At 40.1% G+C, this 13,434-nt stretch carries 11 protein-coding genes and 1 riboswitch; of the genes, 4 read left to right on the top strand and 7 right to left on the bottom strand.

Translation table 11 applies throughout. The features are described from left to right. Positions 1 to 40 precede the first annotated feature (40 nt). The 6 genes from AB4128_RS19425 to AB4128_RS19400 all read right to left on the bottom strand — a co-directional run bounded on the left by AB4128_RS19425 (position 41) and on the right by AB4128_RS19400 (position 7,443). Positions 41 to 805, bottom strand: a complete 765-nt coding sequence (locus AB4128_RS19425) for a thiazole synthase (RefSeq protein ID WP_080915582.1) — start codon at positions 803 to 805, stop codon at positions 41 to 43. A 1-nt stretch (position 806) separates the two neighbouring features. Beyond that, positions 807 to 1,010, bottom strand: a complete 204-nt coding sequence (thiS, locus tag AB4128_RS19420; protein ID WP_080915581.1) for a sulfur carrier protein ThiS — start codon at positions 1,008 to 1,010, stop codon at positions 807 to 809. 29 nt (positions 1,011 to 1,039) lie between these two features. After that, positions 1,040 to 1,924, bottom strand: coding sequence for a ThiF family adenylyltransferase (locus AB4128_RS19415; RefSeq protein WP_372038674.1), 885 nt, complete (start codon positions 1,922 to 1,924; stop codon positions 1,040 to 1,042). Then, positions 1,917 to 3,599 (bottom strand): bifunctional hydroxymethylpyrimidine kinase/phosphomethylpyrimidine kinase, encoded by a 1,683-nt coding sequence (gene thiD / locus AB4128_RS19410; RefSeq protein WP_372038672.1) that lies wholly within the window; start codon positions 3,597 to 3,599, stop codon positions 1,917 to 1,919. The genes AB4128_RS19415 and thiD overlap by 8 nt, the downstream gene beginning before the upstream one ends. A 3-nt stretch (positions 3,600 to 3,602) precedes the next feature. Beyond that, the gene (gene thiC, locus AB4128_RS19405; RefSeq protein ID WP_372038671.1) at positions 3,603 to 5,621 is read right to left on the bottom strand and encodes a phosphomethylpyrimidine synthase ThiC; all 2,019 of its coding nucleotides are present in this window, start codon (positions 5,619 to 5,621) and stop codon (positions 3,603 to 3,605) included. Positions 5,622 to 5,840: 219 nt separating this feature from the next. Next, a riboswitch (TPP riboswitch) is annotated at positions 5,841 to 5,939 on the bottom strand. A 196-nt stretch (positions 5,940 to 6,135) separates the two neighbouring features. After that, on the bottom strand, positions 6,136 to 7,443 hold the full coding sequence (locus tag AB4128_RS19400; protein WP_372038670.1) for a hypothetical protein: 1,308 nt from the start codon (positions 7,441 to 7,443) through the stop codon (positions 6,136 to 6,138). 336 nt (positions 7,444 to 7,779) lie between these two features. Here AB4128_RS19400 and AB4128_RS19395 point away from each other — a divergent pair, with 336 nt between their 5' ends. The 3 genes from AB4128_RS19395 (at position 7,780) to AB4128_RS19385 (ending at position 9,706) form a co-directional block, all read left to right on the top strand. Continuing rightward, on the top strand, positions 7,780 to 8,460 hold the full coding sequence (locus AB4128_RS19395) for a hemolysin III family protein (RefSeq protein ID WP_372038669.1): 681 nt from the start codon (positions 7,780 to 7,782) through the stop codon (positions 8,458 to 8,460). Positions 8,461 to 8,558: 98 nt separating this feature from the next. After that, on the top strand, positions 8,559 to 8,903 hold the full coding sequence (locus AB4128_RS19390; protein WP_055025886.1) for an MGMT family protein: 345 nt from the start codon (positions 8,559 to 8,561) through the stop codon (positions 8,901 to 8,903). Positions 8,904 to 8,923: 20 nt separating this feature from the next. Then, entirely contained in the window at positions 8,924 to 9,706 is a 783-nt protein-coding gene (locus tag AB4128_RS19385) for a DUF3108 domain-containing protein (protein WP_372038668.1), read from the top strand. A gap of 193 nt (positions 9,707 to 9,899) precedes the next feature. On the opposite strand, the gene AB4128_RS19380 is transcribed toward AB4128_RS19385, so the two are convergent. Continuing rightward, entirely contained in the window at positions 9,900 to 10,676 is a 777-nt protein-coding gene (locus tag AB4128_RS19380; RefSeq protein WP_055025884.1) for a class II glutamine amidotransferase, read from the bottom strand. Positions 10,677 to 10,917: 241 nt separating this feature from the next. On the opposite strand from AB4128_RS19380, the gene fadE reads away from it, so the two are divergent. Continuing rightward, the gene (gene fadE / locus AB4128_RS19375; protein WP_372038667.1) at positions 10,918 to 13,365 is read left to right on the top strand and encodes an acyl-CoA dehydrogenase FadE; all 2,448 of its coding nucleotides are present in this window, start codon (positions 10,918 to 10,920) and stop codon (positions 13,363 to 13,365) included. The last annotated feature ends 69 nt before the right edge of the window (positions 13,366 to 13,434 follow it).

The following is a 13,434-nucleotide window of genomic DNA, read 5'->3' as shown; positions in this document are numbered from 1 at the left end:
TCAAATAACCTCTAAGGTTTATATAAACTTCTCAGTTTGATCAGCTCTCTAAAAACTGTGTCAATGGACTGGTATGTTCAGCATGTTTTGTCACACTACCAAGACCTGCAAGATAAGCCATACGCCCAGTGTTAACAGCATCTTTAAAACATGTCGCCATATGTTGAGGATTGGCACTACTCGCAATCGCTGTGTTAACTAACACAGCATCAGCTCCCATTTCCATTGCCCGACACGCTTGTGAAGGCGCACCTATCCCAGCATCGATGACGACTGGAATATTAGCTTGCTCTATGATGATTTCTAAAAATGGTTCTGTCGCTAAACCCTGATTGCTGCCTATTGGGCTGCCCAGTGGCATCACAGCAGCGCAGCCAACTTCTTCAAGTCGACGACATAACACTGGATCTGCGTGAACATATGGCAACACCGTAAAGCCTTTTTCACATAACACTGAGGCTGCAGCAAGCGTTTCTATGGCATCAGGCATCAGGTATTTAGGGTCTGGGTGAATTTCAAGTTTAACCCAATTAGTGCCGAGCATTTCTCTAGCTAACTCAGCAGCAAAAATGGCTTCTTTCGCTGTACGAGCGCCAGCGGTGTTAGGCAATAGTTTCACCCCCATTTCTTGTAAAGGCGTGAGTAAGTCATCAAAGTTCTTGCTGAGATCGATACGCTTCATGGCTAATGTGACCAGCTGCGATTGCGAAGTCGATAATGCAGCTAACATGGTTTCAGTATCAGAAAACTTGCCAGTTCCGGTAAATAACCGAGATTCAAATTGGTGATCGGCAATAGTTAACATGTCAGCCTCCTGCTACCGCTGAAAAAATATCTATTTTATCGCTATCTTGACACTCAATTTGAGCCCAACGACTTCTTGGTACTACTTGTTCATTCAGCACTAAGGCCACTGTTTTAGGATTAATTTCCTTTGACTCAATTAACTGCAACAAACTCGGCTTATGACCTACTTCTTCTTGTAAGCCATTAAATTTTATCGTAATCATATATTCCAGCCTTACCTAGCTCAGTTAGGTTAACTTGTATAACAAACGGGACATTCAGCATCTTGACTCAGCGTAACTTGACGCCATTGCAAACTGCGAGCATCAAAAAGATGTAACAGCCCTATTAATGATTGTTTCGCGTCATCGTCACCACTAAGCCATTGCAATCCCATCAGTGTTTGCATTGATGCGACACTAAGCACTGCTGCATTTAATACACCGAGTTCAGAACACTTTTGAGCCATTAAGGTATCTTCTGGGAACAGACATTGAAAACAGCCACTACGGATATTTGGCAGTGCTTTTGCTGACTTAGTTTGTGTTGAATTAGTTTGTATTGAATTAGCTTGTGTTGAACTTGCTAGTGACGTGTCATGAATAGATGCGGTTATTGATAAAGGCTCATAAGCCGGCGCAACACACAATAATTGCCCATGGTAACCACTAATAGCAGCACTAATTAAAGGTATTTGATACTTAACCGCGACTTTATTATTCAGCAATCTAGACTCGAAGTTATCAGTACAATCGAAAATAATATCGACACTTTGCAGTACATCAGCATCCTTTTCAGTGAAGCGTTTTTGGCGGGCTGTTATTGTGCAGTCTTCATAAGCTGAAGATAGTTTTTGCGCGGCAACGGTTACTTTAGCTTTACCAATATCCGAATCTGTAAATAACAGCTGCCGAGGTAAGTTAGAAAGTTCAACCTTGTCATCATCAAATAATATTAATTCAGCGATACCTGCAGCAGCGAGTTGTTGAGCCACAGCATGACCTAAGCCACCGAGTCCAATGACTACAGCCTTACTCATTTGCAGTGTTTGCTGTCCCAACTCGCCAAATTCAGGCAACAATATTTGCGCAGAAAAACGCATAAATTGCTGGTCACTCAGTCCATAAGTCTTACTCATCGCACACCTCTTCTAATTGAGGTCTACGAGTGACTATATCTATAGGGCTATCACTTGCACGATGAGGACTAAACTCTGGTGCTAACCATTGTTTGTGCAGCTTTAAATAGGCGCTAGCTGGCTCATTTGCGGTTGTAACGGCTCTCACTACAGCAGCACTGTCTACACCTGTGTGCTTAATTTGTGCGAGTACCGATTCATTGATCCCACCTATTGCTACGGTTGGACAAACATGTTTTAACAACTCAGCATAAATCGAAAGCTTTTCTAAACCTTGCGGTTTAGAAGGCATCACTTTGGTTGTGGTGGCAAAGATATGCCCCAGTGCGATATACGAAGGTTTTAATTGATTGGCCAATAAAATTTCGAACACACTGTGGCTAGAAAGACCTAATGCAATGCCTGCACTTTTAAGGGCTGGTAAATCAGCGAGAATCGCATCTTCTTGCCCTAAATGCACTCCGAATGCATTATGTTTTAGAGCCAGTTGCCAATGATCATTGATAAATACTTGCGCATTGTATTGTCTACCTAATGCAATAGCTTGCTTAATATCTCGCTCAAGCTGCTCGCTAGAAACAAGACTGTCGGCTTTGATTCGTAATTGTACGGTCGTGCAATTCGCTTGCAGTAATTGCGCTAGCATCGCTATGTCATCAACAACTGGATAAATGCCGATATCACGTTGCAAACGCACAAACTCATTAGCCTGTGCATCATGGTTTAACGCGCTATTGAGCAATAATGTATTATTGATATAATATGCAATCTTAGGATAATAACTAATATCACTTGGCCATCCTGTTTTTACTACAGGTCCTGCGCCTTTCCCATAACTAACACTATAGGTTAAGCCTTTTAAAACATATGCTTTTGCCATGACAATCGCATCATGCAAAACAAAACCTTTGGCCATAAAGGCAGCTATTGCACTTGAAAGCGTGCAACCAGTACCATGATTATTTGCTGTTAATACTCGTGGTGCGGTTAGCCAATATCGCTGAAATTGGTGTTCTTCACTGACACCTAAAACTGCCTCACAGACAAATAAATCAATGGCATTATCACCTTGCCAACCATGAGTATCACCACCTTTAGCCAACACATGACAATCTAGGTATTCACTTAACCAACATGACGCTTGATAAAAGCCATGCTGCGCATCAATATCAATATTCGATTGGGTTAGCTTTATAAGTTCATGGGCATTGGGGGTAATCAAATCCACTAGCCCTTTGAATGGCGTAAAATCTAACTCAGACTCACTATTGAGGCTGTCTCCAGAGCTTGCGACCATAACCGGATCTAAAATAATAGGGATAGTCTTAAAGGCCAATGAACGACATTTAAATGATTTTATCCAACGAGCTATTAATTCAAGCTGTTTTTGATTGGCAATTAAGCCAATTTTTATTGCTGATGGCGCTAAATCCTCGGCCAAAGCATTTAACTGGCCGAGTAACATTTCTTGAGAAACAGCGTCAACCTGCGCAACAGTCACGGAATTTTGCGCCGTCAATGCTGTGATAACACTGCAGCCAAAGCATGACAAATCATTAATTGTCGCTAAATCGGTTTGTATACCAGCGCCTCCACCACTATCAGAGCCAGCAATCGTCCACACGATAGGCTTGGCACTTAGTGGTTGTTGACGCTGTTGATGAAATTGGTCCATGAATCACCCCTCAACAGACTCAGATTCCAATTCCATTTCAAGCTTATCGCTCGTCTTATTGAGTGGTTGATAGATTTCTGAGCCTGTGGCTTTAAATTCAGCCGACTTTTGTGCCATTGCCGCTTCAATATGCTGAGGATCATTAACCTGAGAAGCACTAAATGCAGTTGCATCTACCACAGAAATGGTTTGAGAAACCACGTTATTACCTGCTTCACGTTCTTGTTTAGCAGCGTAATCTCGTACTTCTTGCGTGATTTTCATCGAGCAGAATTTAGGGCCACACATTGAGCAAAAGTGCGCGACTTTAGCGGATTCTTGTGGCAATGATTCATCGTGATACGCTCTTGCTGTATCAGGGTCTAAACCTAGGTTATATTGATCTTCCCAACGAAACTCAAAACGGGCTTTAGATAAGGCATTATCACGAATTTGTGCGCCAGGGTGCCCCTTGGCAACATCCGCTGCATGAGCCGCAATTTTATAAGCGATTAACCCTTGTTTAACGTCTTCTTTATTTGGCAGACCTAAATGCTCTTTAGGCGTGACATAACACAGCATTGCAACGCCATACCAGGCCATTTGCGCAGCACCAATACCTGACGTAAAGTGATCATATCCGGGAGCTATATCTGTAGTTTGAGGGCCTAAAGTATAAAACGGCGCTTCGTCACAGTGAGCCAATTGTTTTTCCATATTCACTTTGATGAGCTGCATTGGTACATGCCCAGGACCTTCGATAATGGTTTGAACATCATACTCCCATGCCACTTTAACCAATTCGCCTAACGTTTCTAATTCTGCAAATTGCGCTTCATCATTGGCATCAGCAATACTGCCTGGGCGCATGCCATCACCTAGTGACAGTGACACGTCATATGCGGCACAAATCTCACAAATTTCTCTAAAATGCTCGTATAAAAAACTTTCTTTATGATGGCTTAAACACCACTTCGCCATGATCGAACCACCACGAGAAACAATGCCAGTAAGTCGTTTTGCAGTCATTGGCACATAGCGAAGCAATACCCCAGCATGAATCGTAAAGTAATCAACCCCTTGCTCAGCTTGCTCAATCAAAGTATCTCTAAACACTTCCCATGTTAAATCTTCAGCAACGCCATTAACTTTTTCAAGCGCTTGATAAATGGGTACAGTTCCAATCGGCACAGGCGAATTACGGATGATCCATTCACGGGTTTCATGAATATAACGACCAGTGGATAAATCCATCACCGTATCGGCGCCCCATCGAGTTGACCAGACAAGTTTTTCTACTTCTTCTTCAATAGACGAGGTCACCGCTGAGTTGCCAATATTAGCATTCACTTTAACCAAAAAATTTCGGCCAATGATCATTGGCTCAGCTTCAGGGTGATTGATGTTAAGCGGGATAATTGCTCTACCACGAGCCACTTCTGAACGAACAAATTCAGCAGTTATTGGCTGACCTATACTTGCCCCAAAGGCTTCTCCTTGAGCTTTTTGAGTTAAGATCTTATAGGTAACCTGCTCCCGAGCCATGTTTTCACGAATCGCGATGTATTCCATTTCAGGAGTAATAATCCCCTGTCGAGCATAATGCATCTGTGTAACACACTTGCCCGTTTTGGCGCGTTTAGGAGACACTAAAGCCTCGAAACGTAAATGATCTAACCCATCGTCAGCTAATCTTTGCTGAGTAAAATTAGAACTAACCCCTTTAAGCTGCTCAGTATCTTCACGCTCTTCAATCCATGCTTGTCTAAATTTGTTTAAACCTAGACGGACATTAATTTTGGCTTCAGGATCTGAATAAGCCCCCGCGCAATCATAAACTTTTATTGGTGGGTTTGACTCTGTAACCGGATTCTCGTCATTGCCACCAATAATGGTGTCCGTTTGATGAATTTGGCGCATGCCGACTCGCAAATCATCTCGAGAGCCTGTCAGATAAATTTTTTCAGAGTTAGGATGTTGTAGTGGTTTTAGCGTATCAATAAACGCTTGGGCTTGTTCACGGGTTTGACGACGATTTGACATTAGCAACCTCAAAATTAATTAAATAGAGTTGCTTGTCTGGAGAATGATGTTGATGACGAGCGAGTTATAAAAACTCTGTAATTTGCTGATGAAGTTTACTCAAAAATGCTCCTTGAGCGTAAACTTTCTATGCTTTTACATTAGAAATAATTTGCTAGAAACAAAGCATAAACGGCTTTATTTTGAAGCGAATCATTTACACGCTAAGCAAAAAAACGAGCAAATTAACTGCTTGTTTCCTTCGCAGGTTTTAACCTGATCAGGTTCAACGGATCCCGAATAAACGGTCTCAGCCATAAGGCACTCCGACAAGATGTCAGCAGTATACTCAGCTTAAATAACAAATTACAAGTGAATTTATATAAAGTTAATTTGCCTTATGTTCGAAAATTACGTTAATACAAAACCCTGAAACTATTGAATATATTTCAAATTAACTTATTTAAATATAAGTTGAATGAATATTAATGACAGCAAATAACTTAAATAAATCTCCAACAAACGAATAAATCATTTAGGGAAGTCGAATTTTAGCTAACCTTTTCTCAATTGACTTTGAAATGGCTTTCTTCATTTTGGCACTATCACAGGGCTCTGCATAACCTAACCCTTCAGCATGAGGATTTATTTGCGTAGGCAGTTTAACAACACGATAGCAGGTATCACCTTGACGCATAATTCGATTCGGATCTAAACGGTGATCAAATGTTGTTGCTTGACGAGTATCTTCAATAATAATGAGTTCAATATCTTCCATCTCCGGTGTCATTTCACTCACACTTGCACCACTTTTTGATGTTGCATTGCGTGCTTGATTACCGATTAATAAATCCAGCGATTGCTGATTCAAGTTTTTTAACATGTCATGGCTCGCTTGATTAATAATGGCGAGCTTGTCATTACTACCAATACCTATTGCCCCTGATTCGGACGAAAACAAATCACTGTCAAAAAGATGATTATCGCTATTCACTTGCTCAATATCTTGCAAGTACATACTTTCAACGTTATTCCAATTAAACGCTTGTTCTGACTCAAATTGTTGTAACAGTGAAGGTTTCGCTTTAACGGTATCACTTAATTTAACCACCGCTTTGAGTTCAGAGTCCTGTTGTGATTGAATCTGTTGCATTGTCACTTCAACAACAGGTGCTTTTTCTGGTTCAGGCGCCATTGTTCTTTCTTGACTGGCAGTTGCAGCATTCTCATCTAGCTCAGGTGCTGATTTTTGCAAATCATTTTCTTTTATCGATGCTTCTTCAGCTTTATGTTCTCGCTGCTTATCTGATGCCTCATCAATCGCTGGTAGTTCTGTGGCAACATCTTGAGTATTTTGTTTTGGCGTTTCATCTTCTTGCTGCAAAGATGCCTGTATTGCGGCTAGCTGCTCTGCCGTCATAAAGTAGGCGTTAATTTCTTTTTTACTTGGAGTTTCTGCCACATTTTCCTGTGACTCAACAACCTCGACAAATGCATCAACCGTTTTGTCTGCGACTTGCATTAATAACCAAAAACCTACTATGTGAACGGCTGAAATTCCAATGATCATCAGAGCCATTTTCCAATGATTTATTGGATTAACAGCTTTATTATGACGTTCATGTTGAGATGAAATAACAGGGGGTAATACAGGGGTGACAATCGCGTTCTCATCTTGAGCAAGAGTCAAAGACGACTTAATAGGGTCAGCTTTATTCGAGATAACTGCCAATTCATATTGATTAAACTCAATTGGCACAACCTCTTCACTACGAGACTCTACTTTAAAAGCTTTATCAACATGTGCTTTAGATTCAACAGAGTTGTCTCGAGGTTGTTTCATTAGCGCTTCCTATCGCATTATGATGGTTAACATTTAGCAGGTCACTTACTCTATATACTGGCAGCATGAATACGGCTTAATGAAATATTAGCCCTATGAATTCAATCATAAAATAACCTATATAAATCATTTAACATACTCAGTTAACCTCAGATACTAAAGATTAAATTTAGTTCAATTCTTATCCGAATTTCCGACTATTTCTACTTATAATTATCTAAGCTACTGAAAATAAACACCATAAATAAGCTTACACGTGTAAGCCAAAATGGTGGTTTTTTCAGATTTAAGCTGTTACTCTAATTTCCTATTCGCTTATCTAGGTCGTATGCAACAATGTCAATTGAGTTAAGAGCGCAACAACAATTAAATCAAACAAGCAGTCATCAGGCTGACTATTGTGCTACTGAAGAAATGGCTAATAGTCTCACTCATGGGCTTGGTGTTGTTGCAGGTATCGCAGCATTTTCCGCAATGTTAATAAAGGGATATGGGCAGTTAACGACTTTGGAATTACTTGGTGTTGCGATATATGGTTTAAGTATTGTATTGCTGTTTCTTGCATCAACCTTATATCACTCTAGTACCAGTCCAATTTGGCGAAAACGATTCAAAATGGCGGACCATTGTGCAATTTATACCTTGATTGCAGGTACATACACACCTTTAATGCTCATTAGTCTCGATGGTGAACAAGCCAATATTGTTTTAGCATCCATTTGGCTATTAGCGCTAGGGGGCATCATTTTTAAAACCCTGTTTATAGGAAAATTTAAAGCGTTTTCAGTCATTCTATATCTCATCATGGGCTGGTTGTGTGTCACCGTAATGAGTGATTTGATAAAAGGTATGTCAGATTTAGGTTTCAATTTGCTCCTTGCAGGTGGTGCATTTTATAGCGTTGGCGTGGTATTTTACGTAAATAAACGTATTCCTTACAATCACGCTATTTGGCATCTCTTTGTCCTTGCTGGTGCGCTATCGCATTTCTTGTGTATTTACTTAACTGTCATTTAATTATCATTTACTTCGTATTAAAAATATAATCATCTCAGGGTTTCCTATAACGAATTGAATGATTTATGCTGTTGTTTTTACTGCTCTAGAACATAGTTATGACCACACTATCCCCGAAACAACGAATTTGGTTTATCGTTAACATGATCCCATCTGGTAATGTGTTAGCCTATGGTAAAGTGGCCGATCTCGCAGGACTTCCAGGTCGTGCCCGATATGTATCTAAAGCGTTAAAAGAAGCACCTGAGCATCTTAATCTTCCTTGGCACCGTGTCATCAATAGTCAAGGCAAAATTTCATTTAAACTCAATACCCTTCATTTCCAAAATCAACAAGAACGACTAAGATCAGAAGGAATAGAAGTGAACAAAGGCAAGATTTCATTGTCGAAATTTGAGTGGAAACCAGACATGGCAACCTTGGTTTTGTCCTTACCTTTTTAACATCATGTATAGGTCTAATTTTGATTAAGATATGTTCAGTAATACTCACAGGTATGATGACTTTTTCAAGCCCCGTAATCGCTGCAGAGCCTGCTGAAACAAGTTTACATCAAGACTTTTTGAAGCCATTGACTCCACACAATGCGGAATACAAAGTCTATTATGGCAGTATTGAATTAGGTAAAGCACGCTATCAATTACCAGCAAGTAGTGACGGCTATTATGAATATCGTTTTGATAGTGATGTCAGTTTGTTAATGCTCTCCGATGTACGCAATATTAAAAGTGAATTTCAGTTAGTAGAGGGAAAAATAAAACCAATTCGCTATATGAGTGAACGCTCGGGTACTGGCAGCGACTACAGTGAGCAAACTGCATTTGCAGCGTCACAAGGTGTCATTCATACAATATATAAAGAAGAGAGAGAAAAACTTGAATACGCAGAAAATGTGCTTGATCCATTAACCGCACAACTGCAATTTAGAATGGATATGTACTCAAACCCTAAAACATTACATTACGATATGGTCAAAGAAAAAGAGTTTGATGACTACGAATTTAAAATTGTGGGTAAAGAGCAAGTCATTATTGATAGTGGTACTTATCAAACGGTTAAAATTGAAGTGGTTCGTAACAGTAAAAAGCGACAAACGTTTTTTTGGATGGCACCTGATTTAAATTATTTACCTGTTCGATTAAGCCATTTTTCTAAAGGCAGTAAACAACTGGATATCCAATTAGACAATTACCATTTTTTTGAATCACAAAAAATGGAAGCCCCAACGGTACATTCTAAGGAATAAGGATATGCTGACTTAAGAGATAATTGCTTTTCGTCAGTAATATTCACTGAAGCAACTATCTCTTAAAATCTTTCTCTTAAAAGCTATTTCTTAAAACAGCCTCTTAGAAACAATTCTTGTTAAACAATCTCTGTTAAATCATTCGCCCTATATAGCAGACTATTTTGGGTTCAGTATAAAACCATAAGTATTGTTAACAGACTTGTAGTTCACCTTGTCTAAACAACTTCCATTCGCCTGGCGATAATATATGCCATTGCTCGTTATTGGTCAGTGGTCTTGTCGCAATAACAGTAACAACATCATTCGGTGTGGTTTCTTTATCAAAATCGATTACGACGTCTGTATCAATCAAAGTAGCTTTACCAAATGGTGCTCGACGAGTGATATAACATAAGTTGTTGCTGCAATAGGTCATCAAATCAACCCCATCACTTAAAATCATGTTAAATACACCTAAGGCACGGATCTCATCAGCAAGCCCAGAAATGAAACTAAAGACCTTTTTCATGTCTTCTGGTTGCTTATGGCCAAATTCAGCTAACACCTGTTCCATAATCCAACAAAAAGCTAATTCACTGTCGGTATCCCCAACAGGTTGAAAACGTTCAACAACAAACTTATCTTGATAGTCTGAAAGCTGACCATTATGAGCATAAGTCCAATACTTTCCCCATAATTCACGTGTAAAAGGATGGGTATTTTCTAAAGAAACACATCCACGATTTGCTTGACGAATATGGCTTACAACTATTTCACTTTTAATAGGGTATGATTTAATTAACTTCGCAATATGCGACTCGCTACTTGGGCAAGCATCTTTAAAAGTTCGACTGCCCTTACCTTCATAAAAAGTAATTCCCCAGCCATCAACATGTGGGCCAGTCACCCCACCTCTTTCAGCTAAACCTGTGAAACTAAACACAATATCAGTTGGAACATTAGCGCTCATCGCTAGTAATTCACACATGAAACACGCCTTAAAAATGTTTTAAAAGTCAAAAAATTACCTAATGACTATTGTACCTAGTGAAAAACTTTTTGTGGATATTTATTGCTTAAAATATTTTAAACAATTGTTTGAAAAAACTTGTAATCGTGGTCAGTAAGGTTTAATTTTATGTGATACAGGTCTGACCACGTTCAGTTCTGTGAATAGGATCATTAATTTGTAAGTGCTCAATTTTTTGAGGGCTTTAAGGAGAAAGACTTTGACTACCCTTACCTGGATCATCGCCATGATCGCAGTTCTTGGCGCCGCAACTTATATGCGGGTGTCGTTATTAACGGCAACAATCGCTGCAGCTGCTGTCATGTTCATTGGCAGCGTATTAGATATTGTTGGTGGTGTAACATGGATAGTATTTTTAGCCCTCGCATTACCACTGAATATAAAATCTTTTCGTCAAAACTTTATCTCTCGTCCACTACTTAAAGTTTATCAAGGCATCATGCCTGAAATGTCTTCTACTGAAAAAGAAGCCATCGAAGCCGGAACAACTTGGTGGGAAGCTGATCTGTTTGCGGGTAACCCAAACTGGAACAAGCTTCATAACTACCCTAAAGGACGGTTAACCGCAGAAGAGCAAGCCTTCCTCAATGGGCCAGTTGAGACCGTTTGTAAAATGGTTAATCAACATCAAGTTTCACACGAACTTGCTGATTTACCACAAGATGTATGGCAATACCTTAAAGATGAAGGCTTCTTTGCCATGATCATTAAGAAAAAATACGGTGGTCTTGAGTTTTCTGCGTACGCACAATCACGTGTATTACAAAAATTAGCCGGTCTGAGCAGTGAACTTGCGTCAACTGTCGGCGTGCCGAATTCATTAGGTCCTGGTGAGCTATTACAGCACTATGGCACCCCTGAACAACAAGATCATTACTTACCTCGTCTCGCTAAAGGACTGGAAGTACCTTGTTTTGCATTAACAAGCCCTGAAGCTGGTAGTGATGCGGGTGCAATTCCTGATTTTGGTATTGTATGTAAAGGTGAGTTTGAAGGCGAAGAAGTGTTAGGCATGAAGCTTACATGGAACAAACGCTACATTACCCTAGCCCCTGTTGCCACTGTTCTGGGTTTAGCATTTAAACTTCGAGATCCAGATGGACTATTAGGTGATACTGAAGATCTAGGTATTACCTGTGCGTTAATCCCGACAGATATTCCAGGCGTTGAAACGGGTCGTCGTCACTTCCCACTAAACTGTATGTTCCAAAATGGTCCAACACGCGGTAATGAAGTATTTGTACCACTTAGTTTTATTATTGGTGGTCCAGAAATGGCCGGTCAAGGCTGGCGCATGCTAGTTGAGTGTCTATCTGTAGGTCGTGGTATTACCCTACCATCTAATTCTGCAGGTGGTGTTAAAACTGCTGCGTTAGCAACTGGTGCATATGCACGTATTCGTCGTCAGTTTAAATTACCGATTGGTAAGCTTGAAGGTATTGAAGAACCAATGGCACGCATTGGTGGTAACGCTTATCTGATGGATGCTGTGAGTTCATTAACGACTGTTGGTATTGGTTTAGGTGAGAAACCTTCGGTTATTTCAGCCATTGTTAAATACCATTTAACCGACAGAATGCAAAAGTGCGTTATTGACGCTATGGATATTCATGGTGGTAAAGGTGTTTGTCTCGGCCCCAATAATTATTTAGGCCGTGGTTACCAAGCTGCACCAATTGCCATTACCGTTGAAGGTGCAAACATTTTAACCCGCTCAATGATCATTTATGGTCAAGGTGCAATCCGTTGTCATCCATATGTATTAGCTGAAATGGAATCTGCTTTTGATACCACTTCAGGAAAAGGATTAAGTAACTTTGATAATGCCATTTTCGGTCATATTGGGTTTGCTATGTCTAACTTTGTTAGAAGCTTTTGGATGGGGTTAACGTCAAGTCGACTATCTAAATCACCTTATAGCGATAAAACAAAACGTTATTATCAACATATGAACCGCTTTAGTGCCAACCTAGCTTTGCTATCTGATTTAGCGATGGCAACCTTAGGCGGTAACCTGAAACGTAAAGAGCGTATTTCTGCTCGATTAGGTGATTTGTTAAGTGAACTATATCTCGCATCTGCAACTTTGAAACGTTATGAAGACGAAGGACGTTTAACTGAAGACTTACCTTTAGTTCAATGGGCTGTAGAAGATTCACTGTATAAACTACAAAGCTCACTTGATGATTTATTAGATAATTTCCCTATGGGTCTTGGCATTGCACTTCGTACTGTTATCTTCCCATTCGGTCGCCCATTAAAACGTCCTAGCGATGTGCTTGATCATAAAGTTTCTAAGATCATGCAAACGCCATGTGCGAGTCGTGACCGTTTAGGTCAAGGCCAATTCTGGACTCCTTCAGAGCACAACGTTGTGGGCATTCAAGAACAAACCTTACTTGATATTCTGGCTTCTGAGCCAGTGTATGACAAGGTATGTAAAGCAGCTGGCAAACGTCTACCATTTATGTGGTTAGACAAGGTTGCCGCAGAAGGTAAAGCACTAGGCGTGTTAAGCGATGCTGAAGTAGCCTTACTCGAAAGAGCTGAAGTTGGGCGTTTGAAAACCATCAATGTGGATGATTTCGACCCAGAAGAACTTGAAGCAAAAACTGCTGCCGTAGCTAATCAAATACAAGCAGCGTAATGCTAGTTAATTTGTTTTAGTCTATTAAAGCCAAAGGGAAAGCATCTGCTTTCCCTTTTTTATACCTAA

This window comes from Shewanella sp. 10N.286.52.A9 (genome assembly GCF_041468985.1).
In the GTDB taxonomy this organism is placed as follows: domain Bacteria; phylum Pseudomonadota; class Gammaproteobacteria; order Enterobacterales; family Shewanellaceae; genus Shewanella; species Shewanella japonica.
Note: the sequence above shows the minus strand (reverse complement) of the source record. Positions and strands in the feature narration are given on the sequence as shown.